At 37.6% G+C, this 26,737-nt stretch carries 17 protein-coding genes; 12 read left to right on the top strand and 5 right to left on the bottom strand.

Annotation, left to right across the window (positions count from 1 at the left end):
* Positions 1–58 precede the first annotated feature (58 nt).
* Complete coding sequence (locus tag ACFIMW_RS05340) at positions 59–805, top strand: glutamine amidotransferase (protein WP_375606037.1); 747 nt, start codon at positions 59–61, stop codon at positions 803–805.
* Between the two features lie 792 nt (positions 806–1,597).
* Complete coding sequence (locus tag ACFIMW_RS05335; RefSeq protein ID WP_375608456.1) at positions 1,598–2,584, top strand: DUF2125 domain-containing protein; 987 nt, start codon at positions 1,598–1,600, stop codon at positions 2,582–2,584.
* 1,182 nt (positions 2,585–3,766) lie between these two features.
* Here ACFIMW_RS05335 and ACFIMW_RS05330 read toward each other — a convergent pair.
* A complete protein-coding gene (locus tag ACFIMW_RS05330; protein ID WP_375608457.1) occupies positions 3,767–8,476 on the bottom strand; it encodes an NAD-glutamate dehydrogenase in 4,710 nt (1,569 codons plus the stop codon).
* 274 nt (positions 8,477–8,750) lie between these two features.
* Here ACFIMW_RS05330 and ACFIMW_RS05325 point away from each other — a divergent pair, with 274 nt between their 5' ends.
* From ACFIMW_RS05325 to rpsP, 4 genes are all read left to right on the top strand, one after another.
* Positions 8,751–9,407: a carbonic anhydrase gene (locus ACFIMW_RS05325; RefSeq protein WP_375608458.1), complete on the top strand. Its 657-nt coding sequence runs from the start codon at positions 8,751–8,753 to the stop codon at positions 9,405–9,407.
* A gap of 230 nt (positions 9,408–9,637) precedes the next feature.
* Positions 9,638–11,206, top strand: coding sequence for a signal recognition particle protein (ffh, locus tag ACFIMW_RS05320; RefSeq protein ID WP_375608479.1), 1,569 nt, complete (start codon positions 9,638–9,640; stop codon positions 11,204–11,206).
* Positions 11,207–11,230: 24 nt separating this feature from the next.
* Positions 11,231–11,560, top strand: coding sequence for a chorismate mutase (locus ACFIMW_RS05315; protein ID WP_375606220.1), 330 nt, complete (start codon positions 11,231–11,233; stop codon positions 11,558–11,560).
* A 16-nt stretch (positions 11,561–11,576) separates the two neighbouring features.
* Positions 11,577–11,951 (top strand): 30S ribosomal protein S16, encoded by a 375-nt coding sequence (gene rpsP, locus ACFIMW_RS05310; RefSeq protein WP_375608459.1) that lies wholly within the window; start codon positions 11,577–11,579, stop codon positions 11,949–11,951.
* A 131-nt stretch (positions 11,952–12,082) separates the two neighbouring features.
* Here rpsP and ACFIMW_RS05305 read toward each other — a convergent pair whose 3' ends face one another.
* On the bottom strand, positions 12,083–12,298 hold the full coding sequence (locus tag ACFIMW_RS05305) for a DUF1674 domain-containing protein (RefSeq protein ID WP_375608460.1): 216 nt from the start codon (positions 12,296–12,298) through the stop codon (positions 12,083–12,085).
* Between the two features lie 84 nt (positions 12,299–12,382).
* Here ACFIMW_RS05305 and htpX point away from each other — a divergent pair, with 84 nt between their 5' ends.
* The 3 genes from htpX to ACFIMW_RS05290 all read left to right on the top strand — a co-directional run bounded on the left by htpX (position 12,383) and on the right by ACFIMW_RS05290 (position 16,666).
* The gene (gene htpX, locus ACFIMW_RS05300; protein WP_375608461.1) at positions 12,383–13,432 is read left to right on the top strand and encodes a zinc metalloprotease HtpX; all 1,050 of its coding nucleotides are present in this window, start codon (positions 12,383–12,385) and stop codon (positions 13,430–13,432) included.
* Positions 13,433–13,491: 59 nt separating this feature from the next.
* Positions 13,492–14,856 carry an RsmB/NOP family class I SAM-dependent RNA methyltransferase gene (locus ACFIMW_RS05295; protein ID WP_375608462.1) on the top strand — a complete coding sequence of 455 codons (1,365 nt, stop codon included), beginning with the start codon at positions 13,492–13,494 and terminating at the stop codon, positions 14,854–14,856.
* A gap of 64 nt (positions 14,857–14,920) precedes the next feature.
* Positions 14,921–16,666: a heparinase II/III family protein gene (locus tag ACFIMW_RS05290; protein WP_375608463.1), complete on the top strand. Its 1,746-nt coding sequence runs from the start codon at positions 14,921–14,923 to the stop codon at positions 16,664–16,666.
* A gap of 2,050 nt (positions 16,667–18,716) precedes the next feature.
* Here ACFIMW_RS05290 and ACFIMW_RS05285 read toward each other — a convergent pair.
* The 3 genes from ACFIMW_RS05285 to ACFIMW_RS05275 all read right to left on the bottom strand — a co-directional run bounded on the left by ACFIMW_RS05285 (position 18,717) and on the right by ACFIMW_RS05275 (position 24,014).
* Entirely contained in the window at positions 18,717–18,869 is a 153-nt protein-coding gene (locus tag ACFIMW_RS05285) for a DUF1127 domain-containing protein (protein WP_375608464.1), read from the bottom strand.
* Positions 18,870–19,221: 352 nt separating this feature from the next.
* Positions 19,222–20,841 carry a bifunctional phosphoribosylaminoimidazolecarboxamide formyltransferase/IMP cyclohydrolase gene (gene purH / locus ACFIMW_RS05280; protein ID WP_375608465.1) on the bottom strand — a complete coding sequence of 540 codons (1,620 nt, stop codon included), beginning with the start codon at positions 20,839–20,841 and terminating at the stop codon, positions 19,222–19,224.
* Positions 20,842–23,225: 2,384 nt separating this feature from the next.
* Complete coding sequence (locus ACFIMW_RS05275; RefSeq protein WP_375608466.1) at positions 23,226–24,014, bottom strand: SURF1 family protein; 789 nt, start codon at positions 24,012–24,014, stop codon at positions 23,226–23,228.
* 276 nt (positions 24,015–24,290) lie between these two features.
* Between ACFIMW_RS05275 and rpmB the strand changes: the two genes are divergently transcribed.
* The 3 genes from rpmB to ACFIMW_RS05260 all read left to right on the top strand — a co-directional run bounded on the left by rpmB (position 24,291) and on the right by ACFIMW_RS05260 (position 26,677).
* Positions 24,291–24,608 (top strand): 50S ribosomal protein L28, encoded by a 318-nt coding sequence (rpmB, locus tag ACFIMW_RS05270; RefSeq protein WP_375606026.1) that lies wholly within the window; start codon positions 24,291–24,293, stop codon positions 24,606–24,608.
* A 79-nt stretch (positions 24,609–24,687) separates the two neighbouring features.
* Positions 24,688–25,371, top strand: coding sequence for a VUT family protein (locus tag ACFIMW_RS05265; RefSeq protein ID WP_375617363.1), 684 nt, complete (start codon positions 24,688–24,690; stop codon positions 25,369–25,371).
* 1,195 nt (positions 25,372–26,566) lie between these two features.
* Positions 26,567–26,677 (top strand): HaeIII family restriction endonuclease, encoded by a 111-nt coding sequence (locus ACFIMW_RS05260; protein WP_375608480.1) that lies wholly within the window; start codon positions 26,567–26,569, stop codon positions 26,675–26,677.
* The last annotated feature ends 60 nt before the right edge of the window (positions 26,678–26,737 follow it).

Raw genomic sequence — 26,737 nt, 5'->3', positions numbered from 1 at the left:
ATTCTCTTATGCTTAAAAAATGAAATTTTGCTTGGTAGCAGATGTGATTGGTTAAAAAATGTTTTTAAATCAGAGATGTCTTGATAAAAAACAAAAAAATAACAAACCAAGGATTGCTGTCGTTATTCATCGGCGCTCTACCTATACTGGTCGTTTGGGAAAATTTTTACAACAAAATGGTTTTGTTCTTGATATTTATCGTCCTATTTTTGGACAAAAACTCCCTGATACATTAGAGCATTATGCCGGCGTTGTTATTTTAGGGGGACCGATGAGTGTGAATGACAGCGAAGCCTATATTGGTGAGGAAATTGATTGGATTTCGTTATCACTAAAGGAAAATAAGCCTTTTTTGGGTATTTGTCTTGGAGCACAAATGTTAGCGCGAAATCTAGGGGGGCGCGTTGGTACAAGAAGTGATGGGACTGTTGAAGTCGGCTGGTATCCACTAGAAGCAACCCCACAAGGGAAGGAATTGATGAATTGGCCAGAGATGGTCTACCATTTCCATGATGAAGGTATTTATGATTTACCGAAAGAGGCAATGCTTTTGGCAACAGGGAATACATATCCTACACAAGCTTTTCGTTATGGAAACAATGCATGGGGCTTGCAGTTTCATGCTGAATTTACACGCGCTATGATGCGGCGTTTGGTCGTGCGTTCGGCACATAAATTGACTGAAAAAGGTGCTCAACCTGCTTGTGCACATTTGAAAGGTCGTTTAATCTATGATCGAGCTTTGAGTCAATGGTTTGAAAGCGCATTACACCAGATTTTTTGTACACCGCCCGTACTTGTGTGATTATTGATAACGCATTGATTTATATAGGTAATTCACGGTTTTGTATATTGAATGAGAACCCCGAATATAGTAAGGTTTTTTCATTCCAAACCTGTGTATATTGACTCAATAAAAACCTCTTGTTTGCATGTCACAAGTAGGGCTGGCGTGTGGGCAAAAACTGTATAAGAAAAGACTAAAAATGCTTCTTATGAACTGTCTTAAGTGCCAAGAGCTGTCGCAACATTTGGGGGCTAGCCAAATATAATGATGGTGCTGGCTTTGGGGTCTCCATAAGCGTAAAGATGGGGGGCTCAATGGCTTTATCGTTAAGAAACACTATTCATTATCATTTTTGTTGTGCTGTAAAAGAGTATGGTTTAAGGCAGAGGTAGAAAATCTATGTAAAACTTTACACATGAGGTATTTTTTGTTAAAGGGTATAATCGTTCTTCTTAAGAAAGCCTTGTTGAGTTTATGAGATACAGTACTTTAGAATGATGTATGGGGGCTTCTTGAAGTGATCAGTAGATAAAGTCCGGTCGATTAAGAAGTTGGATTGTGTATAAACTGACCGGGGTTAGAAATCTTTGTCCTTTTTAGGGTGGGAGAAAGTTAAGAGATAAAGAAAGTTTTAATGTTGTCCAAATCCTCTCAATTACCATTAAGACGAAAAAGTTTTTCTTTAAGCTATTTAATTTTTGGGCTTTTTTGTTTGGCTCTGATATTTATTTATAGCGCACTCTGGTTTTTTTTTCACGTAAAATAGAAGACCATGTTTCTGATATATTTGTAAAAGTATCTTCCCATAATATGGCGGCGGTATGCGAGAATGTACGCAGGGATGGTTATCCTTTACGTGTCGGTGTTGTTTGTGACAAGTTTCAATTTTCTTGGCCTTTACATGGGGTTTCTTTATCGACGGGGCGTTTGACGGCTGGTGCACCAATTTATTCACCTTATTTGGTCGAGTTTAATGTTCGTTCTCCTGCATTAATTGTTTTTTCCGGAAAAACTCCTATAGTATCGCATTGGCGCAATTTGGTGATTGAAACAGAGCCTTATTGGAAAACGGGTAAAACATTGAAGTTTATAGCTGAAGGGCTTGAGATTGCATCTTTTTCCTCTTTCTCTGAAGATCAAAAGCTTCAAGAAGCATTAAGAGCACAAACGATAGATAAAAAAACGACACAAGAAAATATTGAAGATCCGGCATCTTTGCAAAATACGCATGACGTGATTATTCAGCCATTAGAGCCACAAGATATGCCTCAAAAAATAACGGCAGAATTTTTGCGTTTTGATCTAAAACATGAAAAGAATGATTTATCGGGACATATAACTTTTGACGGTTTTGATGCTTCTCCCTTTTTAAAATCTTCTTTTGTTGATATTCCTAAAATTGATGGTAATTTGAAATGGATTTTAAATGACATTTCTTTTCTGTCTGAAGATGAAGAAAAAAATTGGCAACAGCGACTGTATGGAAAAAGTGGACTTTTAAAGCAAGGTGAATTGACTTTTCATACAGGTGGTGCAGTGCGTATTAGTGGACCTTTTTCTTTTGATGATGAAGGATATTTGACAGCAAAATTTGAACTTGTCCTTATTCAGTCCATGAATCTTCTTGACACTCTGCAGCGCTTATTTCCCGCGCAAGCCAATAATCTTCAAGCGTTATTTTTTATTTTAGGTGCTTTGCCTAAAAATGCGGACGGCGCTCCCGTTCTTTCATTGCTCATTAACAATGGGTGGGTAAAACTGGGATTTTTAAAACTTGGTCGTCTTGCTCCACTTTAGGTGTTGTACCAAAGCCTTTTTTCATCTTTACTATCAAATTTCGACTTTTTCTGATTTTCACACTTTTTTGCAATTTTAGAGTGTCAAAATATATTTTAACAAAATGCGTATTTAATGGTAAAAAAAAATAGCTATAAAAATAAAAAATTATCATCTACTCCTAACTCGTCCAACCTCTTTTCACTTAGTACAAAATCTTATGTCAAACTACATATAGCAACAGTGTTTGTATGGAAAAAGTGGTATTTTAAAGTATGCTGAATTGCCTTTTTATACAGGTGGTGTGGTTCTTTTTAGGAACCTTTGTCTTTATATATGAAATGAGCATATTGCATATATCTGTTTGGGTGTAACCTCTTAAAACAAGTAAATAGCCTAGTTGGAGGAAGATATGAAGTTGTAAAGGGGAAAATCAACATCCATCTTTACTGTCATTTTTTATTCGATTTTACGCATTTGTTAAAAAAATATTTCTCAGTACTTCTTATTTCCGATGTCGCTTATGAATGGTATAAGGATAAAGCCATTAAGCACTACCATCTTTTCGGTTATGGAGTAACAAGCTAAGGGGCAACACCATCATATTATATTTGCTAACTCTCAATGTTACTGCAGATTTTGGCACTTGAGGCGGTTTATGAGGGGCATTTTTAGTTCTTTTTTTACTGTTTTTATCTATTCGGCTTTCCCATTTGCAATATGCAAGGGGAAATGTGGTTAATTAATTGAATATAAACAGATTTTAAATGAGACAAATTTAGAATATCGAATTATCAGTCATCATAAAAATGATAAAATTATGATTGTAAATCAATATATTATATTTTTATGATGAAGGATATTTGACAGTAAAATTTGAATTTATTTTTTATTTTGAGTGCTCTGTCTAAAAATGCAGGATAGGGCTTCCGTTCTTCCCTTGTTGGTTAGTCATGGATGGATAGAACGGAGCAAAAGCTTAGCTGTTTTGTACTGCTTTTAAGTCTGAAAGTTTATGTTTTTAGGGTGAAAAATCAATCCTGTTGTTTTTTTGAAATTGTTGCAAACAATTCTATTGTGATAAATAGCGAGATTTTATTTTGGGTGTTATGTTTAAAATGCAAACTCCCGCTCTATATTTTCGCTGGTTTGTTGTGGTGGTGGGATAGAACGGGAGATTGAGTGGGTCGTTTTGTATTTGCTTTAGGTTTGAAAGCCAACATTTTGAAGTTGAGAAATCAATCCTGCTGCAAAAGTAAAACGAGAAATATTGAGATCATTTTCAATAAGGGCACTAATGCGGTTTGTAATATTATGAATATTATTTTCTTCTGTTTTTTTCCAAGTGTCAAAAGGATCTTTTTTCTTGCCATAATTTTTGAGGATTTTCATAACGATTTGCCGTAAGCTTTCGGAAACATTTTCTTTGGCTTGGCTTAGAGCCATACTATCATAATAATCTAAGATGGGAATTGTTCGACGAGCTTCATTAATGCGGTTTATACGAATGATTTGTGCAAGCGAGAAATAAATCTCTGCAGTTTTAATAAGATCACTGTTGCTTTGTTTTGCAATCAAAGAAATATCACAGATTATTGGTGCTGCTTCCAAGAGAGCCAATTGTTTTGCTAATGCTTTTGGTGCTCCTTCTTCACTGTAGTGTAGTGCTTTTTCTTCAATCTTTTGATTAATATCGTTGTTGGGAGAATGCATAAGCTCTTTTTCAATAATACTACGGGCTTGCTTTATTGTTTTTACAATTTCTTCTAGTGGACGTGAGAGATCCATGTTGTGCAAACCCCAATTGGTCGTTTCAAAGAGCATTGGGGTCATTGCTGCATAGAATTTGTTTTGGACAAGACCAGGTATTTTATTATCAAGCTTATCAATTTGATCAGATAATTGAGGAATTTCAAAACCATCACGGATGGCAATAAAAACGCGAATAATATTTTCAACCTTTTGTTGTGTTTCATCGTGTAGCCGATTAACAAAAGTGGGGCCTCCACGATTTACAATGTCATTGGCAATCAGTGTTGCGATAATATTACGACGCAATTGATGGTTAATCACTTCCTTCTTAAAATTTTCTTGAATTTGGGTTGGAAAATAGTTCAGCAAGGCTGTATTGAAATAGTGATCATCAACAATGGGGCTATTAGCAATTTCTTCTTTTAAGGTCAATTTAGCATAGGCAAAAATAACGGCGAGTTCTGGACGGAGAAGACCTTTGCCTTGGGTTGTTCTTTGTCGTAAAATTTGCTCATCAGGGAGTATTTCAACTCTGCGATCTAGAAGTTTTTTTTGTTCCAAATCGTGCATAAAGCGTATTTGATAGGGCAAATCAGTAGTGCTTTGGTTTTCCGCCAAAGAAAGAGCAAGGGGTTGTAGATAATTGTTACGCAAGACGAGTTGCTCGACTTGAGGCGTCATTTTTTTCAAGAGCTTATTGCGATCTTCGCGGGTTAACGTTTTGGCACGTAGTGCTGATGCAAGAACAATTTTGAGATTGACCTCAATATCAGAACAATTCACACCAGCAGAATTGTCAATGGCATCCGTATTGCATCGACCACCATTTGAGACATATTCAATCCGTCCACGTTGTGTAACACCAAGATTAGCTCCTTCACCAATAATTTTTGCACGCACTTGTTCTCCGGTAATGCGTATTGCATCATTTGCGCGATCACCTACTTGAGCATCGTTTTCTGTTGCAGCACGGATATAAGTACCAATACCGCCGAACCATAAAAGATCAACCGGGGCTTTGAGAAGAGCAGAGATAATTTCAAAGGGTGTTCCTGTTTGTTTTTCAAAACCAATGGCTTGTGCTGCTTCAGGTGAGAGAGTAATGGTTTTTTCTTTTCGTGAGAAGATACCACCGCCCTTTGATAATTTGCTTTTATCGTAATCTTGCCAACTTGAGCGAGGAAGTTTAAAAAGGCGCGTACGCTCTGCGTAGCTTTCGTCTATGTTTGGATCTGGATCAATAAAGATATCGCGGTGATCAAAAGCGGCAATCAATTTTGTTTGTTTGGAAAGCAGCATTCCATTACCAAAGACATCACCAGACATATCGCCAACACCGACACAGGTGAAGGGCGTTGTTTGAATATCATGATTAAATGATTCTCTAAAATGTCTTTTGACGGCTTCCCATGCGCCTTTAGCTGTAATACCAATGTCTTTGTGGTCGTAACCTGCTGAGCCTCCAGAGGCAAAAGCATCATCAAGCCAAAAGTGGTTTGCTTGGCTGATGGCGTTGGCTGTATCAGAAAAAGTTGCTGTTCCTTTGTCTGCTGCTACAACAAAATAGGGGTCAGGGTCATCATGACAGATGATATTGTGGGGCGCACTTATTTTGCCATTAACCAGATTGTCTGTGATGGAGAGCAAAGCAGTGATAAAGTCTGTATAAGCTTGACGTGCTGCTTCTATGATAACAGCACGGTCATTTGTTTGGGGAAGCCGATGGGGATAGAATCCACCTTTTGCACCTGCAGGAACGATAACTGCATTTTTAACTTGTTGGGCTTTGACTAAGCTCAGCACTTCGGTACGATAATCTAATGCACGATCAGACCAACGAATTCCGCCACGGGCAATAGGTCCAAAACGCAAATGGACTCCTTCAACTTCCGGTCCATAAACAAAAATTTCTCGGTAAGGGCGCGGTTCAGGCAAACCTTCAATCTGGCGCGGATTTAATTTGGTGGCTAAAATACGCCGTGGACTTCCATCAGGAAGAGGCGTAAAGGCATTTGTTCGTAAACTCGCCTCTATAAGGTTACAATAACGGCGTAAAATGAGATCATCATCTAAACCAGAGACTTTTCGTAATTTTTCTTCAATGCGCTTTTGAATGACTTGTTGGTTTTTTTCCCGTTCTTTTTCTGTATGGCTTTGATGAAATTTTAAATGAAATAAAGCATAAAGATCTTGGGTGATGTCAGGATAAGCATTTAAAGTTTGGGCAACGCGATCTTGCGAATAAGGAATTCCAGCTTGTTGGAGATAGCGCCCATAATGGCGCAAAATAACAATTTCATGCCAATCAAGCTCAGCTGTTTGGGTGAGAGCATTAAAGCCGTCATTATCAGCATTTTGTGCCCAAATGGCTTCAAAGGTTTCGGCGTGTTTTTGACCGTCTTTTTCAAAATCGATACAGCGTTGGAAAGTACTTTCTAGCTGCATATCATGAAGATACACAGAGCGCCCATTGCCATCTGGTAATTCAAGAGTTTGTTCAGCAATAACGCGAAACCCCATATTTTCAAGGAGTGGTACACGTTTGGAAAGGGCAAGTGCTTCATGGCGGTGAAAAAGCCGAAGAGAAATGCACTGTTTTTCTTTGTTTTGTGCATGATAAAAGATCACGAAAAGGGGCTTTTCATCATGAAGACTTAGAATATGTCCGGCATCGTTAATAGCGTCTTCAGCTGAAAATAAATCACGATAGCTGTTGGGGAATTCACTGGCTAGACGTGTTTGTTGCTCTGTTATTTTCTTGTTAAGAGCGATGGCTTGAACCCTGTCTTCCCAACTTCGTGCAATCGAACGTACATGTTGTTCAAGTGTGGAGCGCTCAATAAGGGGAACAGTTTCGTTTCCTTTACGATGGATGATATAATAGACACGTATAAGAGTGCTTTCCAAAAATAGCGGATAAGATTCAAAAAAGTCACCTTTATAGAGCCCAACAAAATGTTCGCCAACTTTTTCACGCAGGCTGCTGCTATATTGATCACGCGGTACGTAGACAAGGATAGAAACAAAGCGCCCAAAAGAATCAGTATGGGCAAGAACCCGTAAACGTGGGCGCTCATCTAATTGTAGAATAAGTTTAGTGTTTTCTGTCAATGTATCAACATCAGAGCGAAACATTTCATCTCTTGGATAGGTTTCTAAAGCACTGATGAGTGCTTTTCCTGAATAATCGGCGTGATTGTGTCCAAGACGTTGAATAATAGTTCGGGCTTTTTCTTTTAAGAAAGGAATTTGCAAAATAGAACGTGTATAAGCTGAGGAGGTAAAAAGCCCTACAATGCGTAATTCTCCACAGAGTTGGTTTTCTTTATCAAAGATTTTAAGACCAATATAATCCAGCCAAACAGAACGGTGAATTTTGGAGCGGCTGTTCGCTTTTGTCACGATAAATAGATTATCGCTTTCCATGAAGGATAAAACTTCTTGAGGAGGCTCTTTCATGCTTTTATCGTCAACAATATGAATAGAAGCATCCGTGAGTATACCAAGTTCAATATTACTCGCTGTAAAGGATTTTAGCGGTTTTTGGTCTTTGATGAAGTTGTAAGTGCGCATACCAAGGAAAATGAAATTATCGTCCATTAGCCAGTGAAGAAATTCAATGGCTTTTTCGCCTTCTTGTTTGTAGTGCGGGGGAAGACTTATTTGGTAGGCATGAATATGTTTTTCAACTTCTTCAAGCATAGGTTTCCAGTCTTGTACAGCAGCATTAACCTGTTCAAGAACTAAGGTGAGTTCATTTTCAAGTTTCTGCGTCTGCTGTTTATTGAGTGACTCGATGTGAATTTGCATCAGACTGATGCGTTTTCCAGAAGCACTATCAAGAATGGGGTGTGCAATCAAATAAATATGGTTTTTGTGTTGATTGAAGACATTTAAAATAGAATCGAGAAGGAAGGGTTTGTTATCATTGACAAGCGTGATAACGGTTATAGGCTTGTTATTACGGGTCAAGTTTTGTTCAAAGAAGATGGTATTTTTTCCCGTCTGATGGAGATTAAAAGCTTTTACCGCGATAGCAGTGGCCTTTTGAAGTTCTTCACTTTCGTAATAAGCAATATCTTCTTCATCGGTTTGAGCAAAAAGGATTTGTTCTATTTTATCTTGGGTGTTTTTTATTTCTGTTTTTTTTTGTTGCAACACATTCACTCTCCCTTTTTGCTCTTAGGGGTCTTTTCTTCTCTTTGTTAAAAGCAGACCATTATATTTTTACATACTGTAACACCTTCTTCCTAAAGAAAATAGCTCTTTATTTGGAAAGAATGAGTTTGTTTTTGCTATTTTTTAGTAATATTTTGTACTTTAAAGAAATATTTTTCTTCAAGGAAAAGGCATTTTTAGTATTTTTGTATGTTAATAGTTTGTTTTTTAAAATATACAAAATGAAAGTAAAAAAAGAAGCAAAAGTAAAAAAAGAATGGCGCATTTACCAGAAAGACTTTTAAGTGGTTACCAAAACTTTATAAACAATCATTTTTCATATAAAACAGCACATTATCAGCAATTGGCGATTGAGGGGCAGAAACCTGAAGTTTTGGTCATTGCTTGTTGTGATTCGCGAGCAGTACCAGAAATGATTTTTGATGCTAAGCCGGGGGAAATTTTCACCTTACGCAACGTGGCAAATGTGGTTCCTCCTTTTTCTCCTGATAACAAATATCATGCAACATCAGCAGCTCTCGAATATGCCGTGCAATTGCTTGAAGTGAGACATATTGTTGTTTTTGGTCATGCCCATTGTGGGGGAGTTCATACTGCTCTTAAGCAGACGTGTAAATCTTTATCGTCAAATGATTTTATCGGTCAATGGATAAGTCTCTTAGCACCAGCCGCAGAAATTGTTTTGAATAATAAGTCGCTGTCGTGGCCAGAAAAACAGACGGCATTAGAGCAGCTTTCTATTCGTCATTCGTTGAGAAATTTAGAGACGTTTCCATGGATAAAGCTTCGCAAAGATCAAGGTTTTTTGACATTGCATGGGGTTTGGTTTGATATCTCTAGCGGAAAATTATGGAGCCTGGAACAGGAAACAGGTTGTTTTATGCGCGTTGAAGTTGAAAGTTTTGAAGTATAGTATTTGTTGTTTTTATTTCTTCGTATAAAAAGACATTTTATGATAAAACTTGACAAAGCTGGGGTTTTATTGTTTGAAGGAGCAAGCTTTCAGTGACAAAATTAACTTGGAGCCACCGACTGAGACCCCGGTTTAAGGGTATAAAGAGATCTCAGAGGTCAACATCCGACGGCGCGATGCGTTCTCGGGTGCCACTTTGGTTTGTTTGTTATGCAACAATGAGGTAAATGATGTTTGAATCTTTGCAAGAGCGACTTGGTTCTATCCTGTCTCATTTGACAGGGCGTGGCGCTTTATCTGATCAGGATGTTGCAGAGGCGCTGCGTGAAATTCGTCGCGCTTTATTGGAAGCCGATGTTGCTCTTGATGTTGTGCGCTCTTTTACCGATAGAGTTCGGGAAAAAGCTGTTGGGGCCGAAATCGTTAAATCGATTAAGCCAGGCCAAATGGTGGTTAAAATTGTTCATGATGAATTGGTTCATATTCTTGGAAATGAAAGTGTTCTGAGTGATTTGAATGCTCCTTCTCCAGTTGTTATTATGATGATTGGTTTGCAAGGTTCGGGAAAAACAACCACAACAGCAAAGCTTGCAAAACGGTTAACGGATAAGCACAATAAAAAAGTTCTCATGGCGTCATTAGATACACGCCGTCCCGCTGCACAAGAGCAATTGCGCCAATTGGGAGAGCAGGCGACACTTGCAAGCTTGCCTATTATTGCGGGACAGTTGCCCGTTGATATTGCATCACGTGCTGTGCAAGCTGCTAAATTGGGTGGTTATGATGTGCTTCTTCTTGATACGGCAGGGCGTAATCATATTGATGAAGCTTTGATGCTTGAATTGGCTGAAATTAAAGCGTGTTCCCTTCCTCATGAAATTATGTTGGTGGCTGATAGTTTGACGGGGCAAGATGCCGTTCATCTTGCTCGTTCTTTTGATGAGCGTGTAGGGATTACAGGAATTATTTTAACACGGATGGATAGTGATGGGCGGGGTGGTGCTGCTCTTTCCATGCGTGCTGTTACAGGCAAGCCAATTAAAGCAATTGGAACTGGTGAAAAAATAGATGCTTTAGAAGAATTTCATCCCAGTCGTATTGCTGATCGTATTCTCGGAATGGGGGATATTGTTTCTTTGGTTGAAAAAGCTGCTGAAACAATGGATCATGAGAAAGCCGCTGCTTTTGCAAAAAAAATGCAAGCCGGAAAATTTGATCTGAATGATCTTGCTGAACAGTTGCAGAAAATGAAAAAACTTGGTGGAATGGGCGGTATTATGGGCATGTTGCCAGGATTGGGGAAGGTCAAAGAGCAAATTGCGGCTGCAGGGCTTGATGATCGTTTGTTTAATCGCCAATTGGCTATTATTTCATCTATGACACCTCAAGAGCGTGCAAATCCAGAGCTTTTAAAACATAGCCGTAAACAACGAATTGCTAAGGGGTCTGGTACAACGGCGGCTGATATTAATAAACTTTTGAAGATGTATCGCCAAATGGCTGACATGATGAAAGCCATGGGTGGTAAAGGAAAAAGTGGTTTGATGGGAAAAATGTTGGGAGGCCTTGGTTCCAAAATGGGATTTGGAGGCAAGGGAAACTTGAGTGGAGATTCTCCAGTTATACCTGATTTATCGGGAATGGATTTGAAGCAATTCTCAACGTTTCAAAAGCAGATTGAAAATGATAATGGAGGGAAGATTTTGCCTGGACTTCCCAAGCGTGGGCCTATATTTCCTGGTCTTTCCAATAGCATTGCCGATAGGGGAAAATTTCCTCAGCATCCTAAGAAAAAATAAGATGTAAAGAGGGAAAGGAATATGATGCAGGAAACAGTATTAAACGAATTGGCACATTTACGAGCATCTATTGATAATTTTGATGCAACTTTGATTCATATCTTAGCAGAGCGTTTTCGTTGTACGAAAGCTGTTGGGCGCTTAAAAGCGCGTTATGATTTGCCTAAAGTAGATCCTTTACGGGAGAAACATCAAGTAGCGCGTTTGCGGCAATTGGCTATAGATAGTCATCTTGATCCTGATTTTGCTGAAAGATTTTTAAAATTTATTATTAAAGAAGTTGTGAGTCATCATGAAGTGATTGCTGAAGAGCAAAAAACAAAAAAAGTCAATTTAAACGAAAGCCAGAGCTGACAATAGGAGATAAAATATGGCATTGAAAATTCGTTTGTCCCGTGGAGGTTCAAAAAAACGTCCTTATTATCATATCGTCGTTGCAGATGTTCGTAGTCCGCGCGATGGGCGATTTCTTGAACGTGTTGGAGCATGGGATCCAATGTTACCTAAAGATGGACTGAGGGTAAAACTTAATGAAGAGCGTATCCAGTATTGGCTTGGACAAGGGGCTCAACCAACTGATCGCGTTTTACGATTTTTAGATGCAGCTGGTTTAAAAAAGCGTCCAACCCGCAATAATCCACATAAAGGTGAACCAGGTAAAAAAGCACAAGAACGTATAGCAGCAGCAAAGCAAGCAGCAGAAGAAGCAACGGTAGCGGCTGAAGCAGAATCTGCTTCAGCATAAAAAGCATGATGGTTCAACCAACGCGTCTTTAAAAGTTCTAGAAGAATGAATATTATCCGTTTTTGTTCGTCAAAAACGGATCTCCTTTAAAAACTTGTTTTAAATAGTGTTGGTTTTTTTAAAGTTGAATTTTAAAAGTCAATGGCGCGGCCTTTAATTTCCCAGTCTCCATAGCGCGAAGGGTCTTTGCCGCCGCGTCCACCATTTTCGACAGGTTGTTCTTTTTTTGCTTCGCTTTTTCGTCGTTCTTCAGCTTCTTTAAGGGCGCGTTGTGCTGCGGGTGAGAGAGATTGTTGTTTAACGACAGTTGCATTTTTTTTGCTCGTTTTCTCGTCTTTTTTATTCATTTTTATACCTATTCTATTGAAGAAACAGAAAGAAAACCCCATCATATAGTATTGATAAACTTTTATCATGGAGTTTTTTGAGTAATGAATATAATGCGTACAGCCATGCTTTTGGCTTTTTTAACTGCTCTCTTTATGGGGGTTGGTTATCTTGTTGGAGGGGGCAGTGGCATGGTCATTGCTCTTTTGATGGCAAGTGCTTTGAACTTTTTTTCTTATTGGAATTCAGATAAAATCGTTTTACGCATGTACGGGGCGCGTGAAGTTGATCAGCATTCTGCGCCGGTTTATTATAAAATTGTAAGTGATTTAGCGCAAAGAGCTTCTCTTCCTCAACCAAAAGTTTATGTTATTGAGAATCCACAGCCAAACGCTTTTGCAACGGGACGTAATCCGCAAAATGCAGCTGTTGCTGCAAGTACTGGATTGTTAAAGCGGTTGAGTTCGGAGGAAATTGCCGGCGTTATGGCGCATGAGCTCGCACATATTGAGCATCGTGATACATTAACAATGACTCTAACCGCAACGATTGCAGGAGCCATTTCAATGCTTGGTAATTTTGCTTTCTTTATGGGAGGACCGCGCAACTCTTCAGAAGATTCTCATGGCGCTGGGGCAATTGGAGGATTTATTGCCTTGCTCGTGGCTCCTTTTGCAGCGATGCTGGTGCAAATGGCGATTAGCCGTACACGTGAATATGCTGCAGATCGGAGAGGGGCTGAAATATGTGGTAATCCTTTATGGTTGGCTTCCGCATTGCGTAAGATTGCTGATGGGGGACGTGGGGTATATAATGAAGAAGCAGAGCATAATCCAGCAACAGCACATCTATTTATTATCAATCCTTTGAGCGGTGAGGGAGCGGATAGTCTTTTTTCAACACATCCTGCAACGGCAAATCGTATTGCTGCTCTTTATCGGCAAGCAGAAGAGATGAAAGGGGTTCTTGCTGAAAATGGGGGATGGAATGAAGAAGGCAGTATGAATAAAAAAAGCAATGATGAGATGAATTATGGAGATTTTCGCAGTGGTCAGGCTTATGCATCAGGAGAGCAAGAAAACAGCACTTTTCAGCGTATGACAAAACGTCCTTCTTGGCTTCGTTATGATAATTCAAAAAGATCTCGTTCATAGAATTTTTTGAGAAGATTTCTGGGAGTTCTTGAGAAAACAGTGATATAAAGGTTGTTGTTTTGAAACACAAAAAAGCGGGGCATGTGTCTGAAAAAAATGTTCCAGGATTAGCTGTTCGGCAGGTGTGTGTGCGCCTTTTAGGGGCGGTGGTTGATAAGTGTACGCCTCTTTCTGGTTTGACGGATAATGAACACGGACATCCACACTATTTAAAACTTTCACAACGAGATCGTTTGTTGTGTCGGGCTATTTTGATAGCTTCATTACGTCATCGAAGGCAGATTATAGCGGCTTTCTCACGATTTTTGGTGCGTCCTTTGCCTTCACAAGCACTTTCACTTCAGCATCTTTTGCATATCAGTGTTGCACAAATTCTTTATCTTGATATTCCTGATCATGCGGCTATTGATTTAGCTGTACGTGTGGCAAAACTTGATCCTCGTATGCATCGTTTTTCAGGGGTTGTGAATGCTCTTTTGCGCAATGTTGCGCGTGAGGCAGAGCTTTTATGCCAACAAGTTCCTACCATTGAAGGTGTTCCAGCGTGGTTTGGACAGCTTTTAGTGTCAGCTTATGGAACAGAAAAAGCACATCAGATTATAGCAATTCAAAGTATGGAACCCCCTCTCGATTTGACAGTGAAATCTGATAGCGTTGGATGGGCTGAAAGACTTGGCGGTGTTGTGTTGCCTAATGGCTCTGTTCGATTGAATCGTCTGGAGTGTTCTGTTTCTGATTTACCAGGCTATTGTGAAGGAGCTTGGTGGGTTCAAGATTTTGCTGCAGCCTTGCCTGCTTGTTTACTTGGGAATATACGGGGTAAACGCGTTGCTGATCTTTGTGCAAGCCCTGGGGGGAAAACAGCACAATTGGCTTTGCAGGGGGCAGAAGTGACAGCAATTGAGCTTTCTGCTAACCGCGTCAAGCGTTTAAAAGAAAATATGGAACGGCTTGATTTTTTAGTTCAAACTTGGCAGGGTGATGTGAGAAATTTCCACCCCACACAGCTTTTTGATGCGGTTCTTCTTGATGCTCCTTGTTCTTCTACAGGAACAATCCGTCGTCATCCAGATATTTTATGGACGAAGTCGAGGAAGGATATCATCAAGTTAGCAGCGTTGCAATATGAGTTGCTTGTCGCTGCAATTGCCTTGGTAAAGGAGGGGGGACGTATTATTTTTTCCAATTGTTCCCTAGCAAGAGAAGAAGGTGAAGATCTCATTGAAAAAATTTTATCAACACGCAATGATATTGTTTTAGAACCTATTTATCCAGAGGAAATGGGAGCACTGGCACATTTGCTTTGTGAGGGGATGTTGCGTACAACGCCTGCGGATTTTTGTCATAAAAATTTCGATGCTGAGAAAACTGCATTTTTAGGAATGGATGGTTTTTTCGCTGCGCGCTTACGAAAAATTGCTTAATTAACGCTTCATTTACAAAAATGGTCGAAATTGTATTTGATTCAGCATAAATGGAGATAAGATTTTGGCGGTTGCAGTAAAAGCTCCTCAGGTAAAAATAGTGGCCTATGTCGATACTCTGCAGCACTTTATGCGGCGTTTATGGGTTGGGCCATTGTTTCGCTGGCGATTTTCAGGATTCCGCCCTCATAAAATTTTAGCACATCCTATTGATTTGCATGTGGCTGACCCAATGATGGCCCATGAATTTTATCATGGTCGTTTTGCTTTTGCTCGTCATGTGGTTCATTCTGGTGCTGTTTCGCCATTTTCATTGGCTCCTCCAACGCTTGAATGGGAAACGGCTCTACATAATTTTCATTGGTTGCGCCATATGGAGGCAGCAGAAAGTAATTTAGCTTCTGCACATGCACGCTCTCTTTTAGAAGATTGGCTTGATCATGCTGGTAAGAAGGTAAAAGGGCTTGCTTGGAGTAGTCCTGTTGTGGCACGGCGCTTGATTTCGTGGATTTGTCATTCAAAAATGTTGTTAGAGGGAGCAAGTGAGCGGTTTGAAAAACGCTTTTTACGTGCGCTTGGTTTGCAATTTCGTTATTTGCGCGTAACAATTTGCAGTATGGAATATGATGATCAACGTTTACAAGCAGCGACAGCTTTGACTTTCGCCTCTCTTGCTTTGCCTGTTTCTGTGGCAGTGAAAAAAAAGGTACAAACGATGCTTATAGAGGAGCTTTCACGTCAAATCCTAGTTGATGGTGGGCATATTTCCCGTAGTCCTGTTATTTTGCTGAATTTGTTATCGGATTTATTGTCGTTACGGCATCTTTTTATGCGTAGTAATGAAACAGCACCCCGTATTTTGATTGATTCTGTTGAGCGTATGTTGCCAGCTTTACGATTCTTTATCCATGAAGATCAAACATTGGCCCATTTTAATGGGGTTGGTCCTCTTGTGTCGGAACGATTATTATCACTTTTGGAGCTTGATGAAACAGGAGGGCATCCTTTTAGTTATGCCCGTTATTCAGGATTTCAGCGCTTAAAAGCCAATCAAACAACAGTGCTTGCAGATACAGGAAAGTTTCCACCTCGCTTTGTAGCACAGCAGGCTTGTTCGGGGTGTTTGTCTTTTGAAATGTCTTCACAAGGGCACCGTTTTATTATCAATACCGGTGTTAATCCTGATGGGCGGGAAGATTATCGATATTTAGGGCGTGTTACTGCAGCACATTCAACAGCTACACTTAATGATTGTTCGGTAGGCGTTTTTTATAAAAAAAAGAAAAGTGGAGCTTCCTTTTTGTTTGATGGACCAACGGATGTTCAAGTGCGCCGTATAGAGGATTCAGAGAAGACAGGTTTTATTGCGAGTCATAATGGTTATGTGCGTTCTTTTAATCTTATTCATGAGCGTGGTCTTATTTTGGCGACAAATGGAGATATGATCGAGGGGTTTGATCGCTTTTTTATGCCAAATAAAGGGGGAAAGAGACATAAGAGTGCGCAAAGCGAACAGAATCATGTTGCTGTTCGCTTTCATCTTCATCCACAAGTTGAAGTTAATTATGATGGCAAGCGTGTGTGTTTAGCCATAAAGAATGAGCACGTAAAGAACGAGCAAGTATGGTATTTTATTTCGCCTGATGCGGATATTTGTCTTGAAGATTCGATTGATTTTGCGGAATTAACAGGTCCACAACGGACGCAACAAATTGTTTTATATTTTCGCCCTGCATTGCAGGAAAAAGTTCGTTGGCGCTTTATCCGTAAAGCATTTGATAAAAAATCAGAACAATGTTCTGATCTGTAGTTCATATATTTTATCTTCATACCGCGAAACATCATCGCTTATTGTGGTAATATTTTCAAAATTTGAAGGCCATGTAAATTTTTATACATGAGGTACTTTTTAGAGTATGTAATGGGTATTTTTAGGCAAGGTTTGCCTATAGAATCTCATGAGGTGGTGCTAAGGGGATTGATTTCAGATAAACAGAATTTTTGATAGATCGGTATTGGTTAAGAATTTTTATCTTTTAAAAGTGTGGAGAGAAAGTCAAGCTGTTGCATGTCTTAGAAAGTTTTTGCATGTATTGTTGTGATCAATATTTATCTCTGAGAAAGCTGCATATTTAAGATAGTCAAATGTTTTCCTGCAAATGCACATTCTTGTTTTAAAGGAAATATCGTTCAATGTTTATTGTTCCCATTTTACGATGGAATCCGTATAGAATATAATGTAAAAATCTCCCGTAAATGGTGTAGGGTTATTGTGTCTCCCATTTTTACCGTTTCTTTTTATTTTGCTTTATGATTTTTCAAAGCATCTAGAATAACAGCTTTTAAAGAATGTGGATGATGCTTTATTTTTCACATTTTTAAAGAGATTAACATATTGATTTATACTAATTATTTTTTAAAACTTAAAATTCGAAAATTGTGAGATTCTTTCTTTGCAAATCTGTTTATAGTGAGGAAACTAAAAGTATAGGTTTGTACGTTATAAGAAGACTTGGCGTGTAAATAAAACCTATGGAAGAAAGGAATAAAATAGCTCTTCTGAATTGTTTTACGTGCTAAGGGCTGTCCCCGATACACCCACAAGCTGGCAAAGTGTGTGATGGTGCCGGCTTGTTTCTTCATAAGCATAAAGGAGATAATGCTCAGGAGATTTTATGATTCTTCATAAATGTTATCATGAGAGGGGGATCACAAGCATTGAGGGATGTTTCCTTAAAACAAAATCGTGTGAATGTGCAGCATATAATGTCGTTTTAATTTTGGATCTTTTATTTTGCCTGAGGGATACGATTTTATTAAAGAGCGAGAGAAAAAGGTGTGATCATGTGTAATCTCCATTCTTTAAAACTATTATTCTCAATGCTTTTGAAAATTGTAAAGCAAAGTAAAAAATGATAATAAAGATGAGGATGGGTTTTTATCTTTAAGATTTTCTCTTCTTGTCGAATTAGGTTGTTTCCCATTTTAGGAGTAAACCAAATCTATAGATTCATATTTTCTGTCACCATCTTGCATAAAAAAGCTGATATAGAAAAGCATTAAGCCATCTTAATCTTACATTATTACTGTGTTAAGATTGGGGATGTTGATTGATAAGCAACAGAAAACAGTACGGGCTTTAGAAGTATAACGATATCATAAAAGGTAAAACATACCAGTGCTGGATTGGAGAAATATTTCGGATTTTATCAGATATTTAAGCAAACAATGACAATTACACACTTAGCTTTACGAATGCCCCTCAAGCTTTGCTTTTGTTACAAGTATTCATACATGCTTTTTGCGTTATATTCATAAAAATCAAATTGATGGGGATCTATGATAATCTTTGTTTGAGCATAAAAACATTGACATGATACTCCACTAGAGTTTTGCATATACTCGCATGCACTTCCATCTTTACGCTTAATAAAAGCGCAAGCTGGTACTCTACTTTGTCTACGTTCAATGTTGTGCGATAGCCTTGTGCTCTTGAGAGTGTTTATAAAAGTTTTTTTATTTCTTTCTTGATTGTTTTTTTGCCTATACGCCAACCTCGCTTGTGATATGCAAGCGAATGATTTTTATTGATTGAACATGAAACAATTTGAAATGGAAAAAGCCTACAATATTAGAACTTCTCATTCAATGTGGAAAACAATAAACTCTTTTTATAAATCAAATGTAGTTCATTATAAAAGCATTGAGAACTCAAGAAATAACACATAGCAACGATATGTGGAAAAAATATAAATATTCTCTCTGCTTTTTGTTATTATACTAAAAATGAAGTCATAATAACCAACTGCTCAACGCTCATTTTCTTATACAACAAGCATTCTCTCAACTTCAAACAACTTTTAGAAAGATCTATACGAATAACGCCGTGCAATGGACTTAATATCACCTCGATAAATGCCAAGATCACTCAGCTCATCCGTTGAAAGACGGTTCAATGCGTTAACGGTTCGACGATAACGACGCCAATTATTATAAGAACGTAGAATATTCATGTCCTCTACTCAAACTTTATATTACACTTTTTAGTTTAAAGATAGAACATATTACTAAAAAGAGTTGTGCTATAATGTCATAACAGGTATGCATCTACACATAAAAGAAACCATTTTAACACTTGTCTCATATAAAAGGACAGACTATTAAAGTTACTAACGACTACGCTATTCTATCTCTAAAACAATGGCTCAATTATGTTTGTTCGTTGTGGTGATAAATTTATTCATTACGCGTAGATTCTTTGAATTAAATAATTGCTCTCATTGCAACAGTTATCAATCGACAGATGACGATTATGAAAAATTCCTTGAAATATTTATCTTATATGAAGGGAAATCTACAAAATGATTAATGTCGGAAATGTCGTGTTCCTGTAAAGACCATAGCTAAACCTTGCTCATCAGCAGCTGTGATAACTTCTGCATCACGCATGGAGCCTCCTGGTTGAATAATTGCTGTTGCACCTGCCTCAGCTGCTGCTAATAAACCATCGGCAAAAGGAAAAAATGCATCTGATGCAACCACTGATCCTTTTGTGAGAGTTTCTGTTAAGCTTGCTCTTAGCGCACTTTCTGCTGCTTTACTTGCAGCAATTTTTGCTGAATCAATGCGGCTCATTTGTCCGGCTCCAATTCCAACTGTTGCACTATTTTTCGCGTACACAATAGCATTCGATTTAACGTGCTTTGCTACACGAAAAGCAAATTGAAGATCACGCATTTCATCTTGAGTTGGTGCCCGCTTTGTCACTACTTGCAATTTAAGATCATCAACCACCACATTATCACGCGATTGCACTAAAATGCCTCCCGCTAATGTTTTAGCAAGAAGTCCTCCACAACGTGGATCAGGAACTCCACCTGTAATAAGCAAACGAAGATTTTTTTTCTTGGCAATAATTTCACGTGCCGCCATTGTGGCATCAGGAGCAATAATCACTTCTGTAAAAATTTTAACAATCTCTTCTGCACATTCTTCATCAAGGGTCTGATTTAAAGCAACAATTCCACCAAATGCCGATACGTTATCACACATAAGAGCTTTCAAATAAGCTTCTTTCAAATTTTTGCCTTCTGCAACACCACAAGGATTGGCATGTTTAATAAGAGCAACAGCAGCAGTTTTTTGCGGATCAAATTCTGCCACAAGTTCAAAGGCTGCATCTGTATCATTCAGGTTGTTATAAGAGAGCGCTTTGCCTTGTAAAAGTCTTGCTGTTGCAATACCAAAACGCTTTTCATTATTGCGATAAAATGCTGCTTGTTGATGTGGATTTTCCCCATAGCGCATAACACTTTCAAGATGACCGGAAAAACTCTGCCATGATGGAATTTCAATTTTTAAATCCCGTGCAAACCACGCTGCTATTGCTGTATCATAAGCAGCGGTGTGTGCATAAGCGCGCATTGCTAGCTGACGACGTGTGGATAAGCCTAAACATCCGTTATGCTGTTTTAATTCGGCTAGAATCGAAACATAGTCGTTTATCGCTGTTACAACACCGGTATAAGCATAATTTTTTGCCGCTGCGCGAATCATCGCCGGTCCGCCGATATCAATATTTTCAAGAATTGTTTGATTGTCGGCGCCTGATTGGACTGTCTCTTCAAAAGGATAAAGATTCACCACTAAAAGATCAATTCCATGAATGTTGTTCTTTTCCATAGCATCTTTATGGCTAGGATCTTCTCTTACCCCTAACAAAGCACCATGAATCAAAGGGTGGAGTGTTTTAACACGCCCATCCATTATTTCAGGAAATCCGGTAACTTCAGCAACATCTTTTACGGGTAAACCAGCAGCTATGAGTGTTTGGGCTGTTCCTCCTGTTGAAATCAATTCAATATTATAATCCGCATGAAGGGCTTGTGCAAATGCAACAACACCTGTTTTATCAGATACAGAAAGAAGAACACGACGAATCTGATGAAGATCAGGTATGGGAAAATTTTTGGCAACAACACCCATTATAGAAGCCTTAAAAATGAAAGAGTTAAAATTTCAGAAAAATAAACTTATACATTTATAGCATAAGCCTTTAGAAAAATACACTGAAAGAATAAATTGCTTTGTTAAAATACACTAAGAATGATTCATCTTTTTTCTATTATTCTGTTATCTTGGAATGCTGTCATTGAAGATGTGGTAATAGAGGATATACACGTTTCATTGATACATTAAATGTTGTTTTAGTGCATGGTCAATATTCTTAGATAGGCCTTTTCTGTAGACTTTTTGTAATCGTATGAGTAGGAAGATCAAGCGTAAAGATGGAGGTGCTCAATGGATTTACCTTTATACCCTTCATGGGCGCTGCCGTGAAATGGGCTTGGGTGCTTTGAGAAATGTTTCTTGAAAAAAAGCTCGTGAATTAGCAAGTCAATGACGTTCTGTTTTACATGAGGAATACACACGGTAAGAATCCGGATTGTTTACAAACCAGATGGGGTTAAAAATCTTCATGCTTTGATATGGTGGGAGGAAGCCAAAAAGAAGCAGATCCTTGCTTACTATAAATTGATTTAAAATGGTAATTTAGTTTTCTATATTGAATGATGGCACTGAACACTATTAGATTTTCTCATTTTCTTCCCTTGCATTCAGAAACAAAAGCTTTTCTTATACATTCTCTAAATGCAAAAATAGAGTAAAAGTGAGAGCTGAGAAATAAGATAATATTTGCTTATACCTTGACTAAACCTAAAAATGAAGCACCGTGGAGGCTTATCCTTTATGAGCACCGTCAAAAGATGAAATTGAGAGCAAGACAAGATATCTTGTCAAAGAAAATACTTAAAAACACAATACTGTTTTAAAAGTTTATACGACGATAAGCACGCTTACCTTTATCCTCTCATATATATTTCTTGACATAGTTTTATACTTTCATAAGAAATGGTCTGTTATTTCAGCGAGGCAATTCCAATAGATGGGAATGAAAACTATGGAGATATGTTCTAAATTTAGAATGTTTGATGTCAGTTGGATGTAATTCATGTGCAAAAGGACTTTGATCAGAAAAAGAAAAGATAATAAATTTTTTCAATGAGTTTAGTGCTTTTGAAGTAATAAGCCGGTACCATCACACAATTTGCCAGTTCGTGGGTGTTGCTACAGGCTTTTGGCACTTGAGACGATTCATAAGAGCCATTTTTAGCCTTTCTTATACAAATTTTATCCACACGCTCATCCTGCTTATAATGTGCAACAGACATGGTTTTTGTTGATTCAAAATAAATAAATTTGAAATGAGAGAATCTTAAGATATTCGGGACTCTCATTCAACATACAAAACAATGAATTATTATTATAAATCAAAGTATTATTGATGATCAAGATACGAAAAACTTTGTTGTTTTGTCGGGTTTCTTCTTAATGTTTCCTCGCCAAAGATTGTCCATAGATTATTGTTAAGCTGATCTTTATGAATATGGTGCAAAGAAAAAAAGAGTATGTACGAGTGCTTACTAAAATAAATAAACGCAAAGCTAAGTATATTATTGTTATTGTTATTAATTATCTTAAAATCCAGCATATTTCTCCAATCCATTGCGGGTATATTGGTGAATTTATAGTATGTTATGTCTCATAAAGCTTTTGTTTCTTGTAACGCAACATCTCATCTTCATGAAGCAGCAGGTTTGAAATAAAAAACGCATCCATACGTTTTCTGCTCTATGATTTTGTATGTTCGATGCAGGCCAGAGGATTACGTATATAAATTTGAGTAATCTCTGGAACAGCAAACAATCAAATGAGGCAAAAATATAATAGGAATGAGCGCCCATCTTTCCTGTTATTTTTAAATTGTGCGTTAGTTTTTTCAAAAGCGTTTATAACAGTGTTTTTTTAGAATGGGGATAATGCATTGCTTCACATTTTTGTGCATTTCTTCTTTAATGAATCACTTCCTATTTTATGATGGTCTTTTGAAGAGTATCGTGTAAATTCTTCGTGAATAGGATAACAGATTCATTGTATGCCTATGATTTTTACTAAATAAAAGCGCAAGTCGGTATTCTTAATTCTTGATAAGTTCTCAATATTTTAACAACTCTTGGTCCTTGAGATGGAAGAGGTATTTATTTTCAATAATTTTATCCGTACGGTTATTTTTGCTTGTGGGGAGCCAAGAGAATGATTTTGATTGCTTCAGCATAAGAAGATTTGAAGTGAAAGAGTCTTACGATATCTGAAGTCTTTTTGGTTATAAAATGATAGGATTATCAAACTATTGTTTCTTGAAAAAACAGATTTTATGGTGTGTTTAATACAACAGCGTTAAGATATGCTCTATTATGAAGCATATTAATGAGACTATATTGGGGGATGGGTATTTTACTTTTAATTTTTTAGTTTTTTTGCCTTAGCAGAAAAAGAAAAGCTCCTAACATCCCAGCGGCTAAAATAAACCACGTGATTGCATAAACGAGATGATTGTTTCGAAAATGTACAATCGTAAGACCAGCAATGGGAAGGTTTGCTTGTGGGGTTGTTTTTTTTTCGGCATCAATGAAATAAGGGGCAACAGTGGACAAACCAAGTTTTTGTGCCATAGCGGGGAGATCGCGCGTATACCATAAATTTTTGTCAGGATTATTTTTGCGTGGAAAAAATCCATTTTTTTCACTCATGCGTAATAAACCTATGATCGTTGTTTGTTCTGTGTTCGTGGTAGAATGTTGCTGAGATGGGGCATTTGTATCCAATTGCTCTGAGTTTTGAAAATTGTTACGTTCATCCATGGGGATAAAACCACGGTTGATAAAGGTCAATGTATTGTCATCAGTGGTTTGTAAAGGAGTCAAAACCCAATATCCCGTAGTATTTTGAGCGGTAGCCGTGACCAAAATATTTTTATCTGTTAAAAATTTTCCCGTGATAACAACAGGTTGATATTCATATTTTTCAAAAGTAACATCTGCCCATTGATTTTTGGGGGGGGCTTTTATGGGGGGCAAGTGAATGCGCTGATTGGCACTGGTGATAAGATTTGTTTTCCAGTTTAACCGTTGTACTTGCCATATACCTAATGCGCTGAAGAGAAGAAAAAAACAAACACATAAAGTTCCAAACAAAAAAGAAGAAAAACGGTTAGGATTTTCTTGAAGCTTTGTCATGGGGGACTCTTGTTTACTCATGATTTATATTTCCTTTCAGGACAATAAGCTTTCATTCTAACATGGTATGACTTTAAAAAAACATTTTGTACGCCTTATTGCAGAAAAAGATGAAAAATGCTCCCATAAGAGATGAAAAAGGTTTTATAAAAGACTTGACCTTTTGTTGTCGACCCCCTATTAGAAAGAAACTTCCCAATGATGCCCGTTCGAGGTAGTGTTGTGCGTGCTTTACGTTAATTCTATCCTTTGGGTATAGGGATTTGAAAGTTTCTTAGAGTTTTAAGGGTGAAGTTTATGTCTCGTGCATGTGAATTGACAGGGAAGACGGTTCTGTATGGTAATAATGTTAGCCATGCAAATAATAAGACTCGGCGTCGTTTTTTACCAAATCTTTGCAATGTGACATTGATTTCAGAAGTGTTACAGCAAAGTTATCGCTTGCGCATTTCTGCAAGTGCGTTGCGTTCTGTTGAGCACCGCGGTGGTCTTGATGTTTTTTTAATGAAAGCAGACGATAAAGAGTTGTCACAACGTGCGCGTTTGTTAAAACGCCAAATCATTAAGAAGAAATCTGAGCAAGAAGGTGAGAAAAAAGCTGAGCAAGCAGCGTAATTTTCAGCGTTATTGTTTCCGGCTTTTTTCTTTTTGATCGCTCTACTTTTATTTGGGTCCATACCCCAGGTTAAAAAAAATGTCTTCAAGCGGTCATTTATTAGAACAGCAAAAGAAAAGGTATATTGTTTTTTCTATTTTAGCAATGTGCCTTGCTGTCACTGCTTCTAATATTTTTGTTCAATATCCTGTTTACTGGTTTGATTTGAATGAGCTGTTGACTTATGGGGCTTTTACCTATCCATTTGCTTTTCTGATTAATGATTTGACCAATCGTTTTTATGGTCCATCTGCTGCGCGGCGTGTGGTTTATGCTGGTTTTTTTGCGGGTGTCTTTGTTTCTTGGGTATTGGCGACCCCACGGCTTGCAATTGCCTCTAGTCTAGCATTTTTATTTGGGCAACTCCTTGATATTATTGTTTTTACTCCGTTGCGACGTAAAACATGGTGGAAAGCGCCTTTAGCAGCAGCATTGGTTGGTTCGGCTTTGGATACAGTGCTGTTTTTTTCTCTTGCTTTTTCTAGCTTTTTTGCCGTTCTTGATAGGATAACAGGCTATGCTGATAGTTCTCTAGTGGAGAGTACTGTTTTGGGAGGGATAGGCATGCCAGTTTGGCTCTCACTTGCTTTTGGTGATTTTTCGGTAAAAATTGTTATGAGTCTGTTGATGTTGATTCCTTATGGGACAATTCTTAACATTATAAAGCTTCCTCTTTATCGAGGGCATTCAAAGGATGCTTCCTCTTTTGTTTGTAACAAATAATAGTCTTTTTGTTTTCCTGAAGCCAAGAAAATTGTACGCTATATTTAGTATGGCACGTTATTTATAATGATACTTTATCATTTACCAACTTAAGTAAGAACTCTAACACAAAACACTTTTATTCTTTCAAAATTCTCTTGTGAGGAAGAAATAGAGTCATTTGTTTGTATCTCACAAGAAGGCAATGTGAATAAAATTGTTTGAGAAGGGGCTAAATATACTTCTTATGAGCGGTTTAAGGTGAAAAAAATTATAACTTATTTTCATTAATAGATTAAAATGATAATTATGTTTTTCATTTGAGTGAAAAAGTCCAATATCATAAACTTTTACGCGTTTTAAATACTCTTATTATTGAGTGAATAAAAATTATTTATTTGTCTATGTTACAAGAGAAATTGGCGTGGAGACAACGCCATTTGAAAAGGAAATACTTCTTATGAAGAGCTTTAATGCAATAAAAGTGCAATATTAGACGCTGGAAGTATACTGATTGACCTTAAAATATTGGAAGCTTGAAAATAGGTTTCTGCTGTTGGCTTTTTGCTTGTAAAGCGTAAAGGATGATTCCGGATTCTACATTATGCTATATATGGGTACTGTCGTGAAATCGGCTTGGAAGCAAGGAAGAATGTAAGAGTGCGGATAAGATATATAATGGTGTGTGCTTTTTTCGTGAATGAAGCAATATTCTTTTTTTCGTGTTTTTTCTTATATTTTATGTGAGTAAAGGTTTTTGCTTTTATTAATGAGATGGGAGCTTATGTTGATCATTCACTCGTGGAGAGTACTGTTTTGGAATGGTTATGAAGTGTCAGTTTTGCTTGTCGTTTGCTTTTAGCAATTTTGCCGAAAAATCGCTATGAATCCATTTATGCTGATTCTTTTATAAAATAACTCTTAGTGTTTAAAACAGCCTCTTTGGATTATTCTTCTTGTCTGTATCATAAATACGAATTTTATCATTTTGTGTTACTGAAGATGAAAGGTTAAGTATTATATTTTCTGTGAGAGCAACATTTTAAAGCTATGTCTAGTGGAGATATTTTTCTATATACGTGTATTTCAATATTTAAATATAACGAAATAACACAAGATCAAGACAAAAACGGGTGATTATTCAGTCTTTTAATTTGAATGATACTTTGGGATATGGTCGTAAATGGAGAATTCCAAGTAAAACTTATCCGTTGCAATAAAACCGGAAAGTAAAAACAAACTCATTATAATTTTTGAAGATGGTTGGAGCATTTCTTTTAGAATTCATAATGCATCCAGTAAAGTAGAAGCCTTCCTTAAAGTTTGATATTCAATTTGTGGGATTATCTTCTCAGGTTTTTAGCCATAAAATTCCGATGGTTTAATG

Source organism: Bartonella sp. AC329YNZD, from assembly GCF_042196685.1.
Lineage (GTDB): Bacteria > Pseudomonadota > Alphaproteobacteria > Rhizobiales > Rhizobiaceae > Bartonella.
The sequence above is the reverse complement of the archived record's forward strand: the minus strand, read 5'-3'. Positions and strand labels throughout refer to the sequence as shown.

Bases quoted from the DNA above. Each gene is read 5' to 3' on its own strand.
- ACFIMW_RS05340 (WP_375606037.1), top strand. From the start codon at position 59: ATGTTTTTAAATCAGAGATGTCTTGATAAAAAACAAAAAAATAACAAA.
- ACFIMW_RS05335 (WP_375608456.1), top strand. From the start codon at position 1,598: ATGGCGGCGGTATGCGAGAATGTACGCAGGGATGGTTATCCTTTACGT.
- ACFIMW_RS05325 (WP_375608458.1), top strand. From the start codon at position 8,751: ATGGCGCATTTACCAGAAAGACTTTTAAGTGGTTACCAAAACTTTATA.
- ffh (WP_375608479.1), top strand. From the start codon at position 9,638: ATGTTTGAATCTTTGCAAGAGCGACTTGGTTCTATCCTGTCTCATTTG.
- ACFIMW_RS05315 (WP_375606220.1), top strand. From the start codon at position 11,231: ATGCAGGAAACAGTATTAAACGAATTGGCACATTTACGAGCATCTATT.
- rpsP (WP_375608459.1), top strand. From the start codon at position 11,577: ATGGCATTGAAAATTCGTTTGTCCCGTGGAGGTTCAAAAAAACGTCCT.
- ACFIMW_RS05305 (WP_375608460.1), bottom strand. From the start codon at position 12,298: ATGAATAAAAAAGACGAGAAAACGAGCAAAAAAAATGCAACTGTCGTT.
- htpX (WP_375608461.1), top strand. From the start codon at position 12,383: ATGAATATAATGCGTACAGCCATGCTTTTGGCTTTTTTAACTGCTCTC.
- ACFIMW_RS05285 (WP_375608464.1), bottom strand. From the start codon at position 18,869: ATGAATATTCTACGTTCTTATAATAATTGGCGTCGTTATCGTCGAACC.
- purH (WP_375608465.1), bottom strand. From the start codon at position 20,841: ATGGGTGTTGTTGCCAAAAATTTTCCCATACCTGATCTTCATCAGATT.
- ACFIMW_RS05275 (WP_375608466.1), bottom strand. From the start codon at position 24,014: ATGAGTAAACAAGAGTCCCCCATGACAAAGCTTCAAGAAAATCCTAAC.
- rpmB (WP_375606026.1), top strand. From the start codon at position 24,291: ATGTCTCGTGCATGTGAATTGACAGGGAAGACGGTTCTGTATGGTAAT.
- ACFIMW_RS05265 (WP_375617363.1), top strand. From the start codon at position 24,688: ATGTCTTCAAGCGGTCATTTATTAGAACAGCAAAAGAAAAGGTATATT.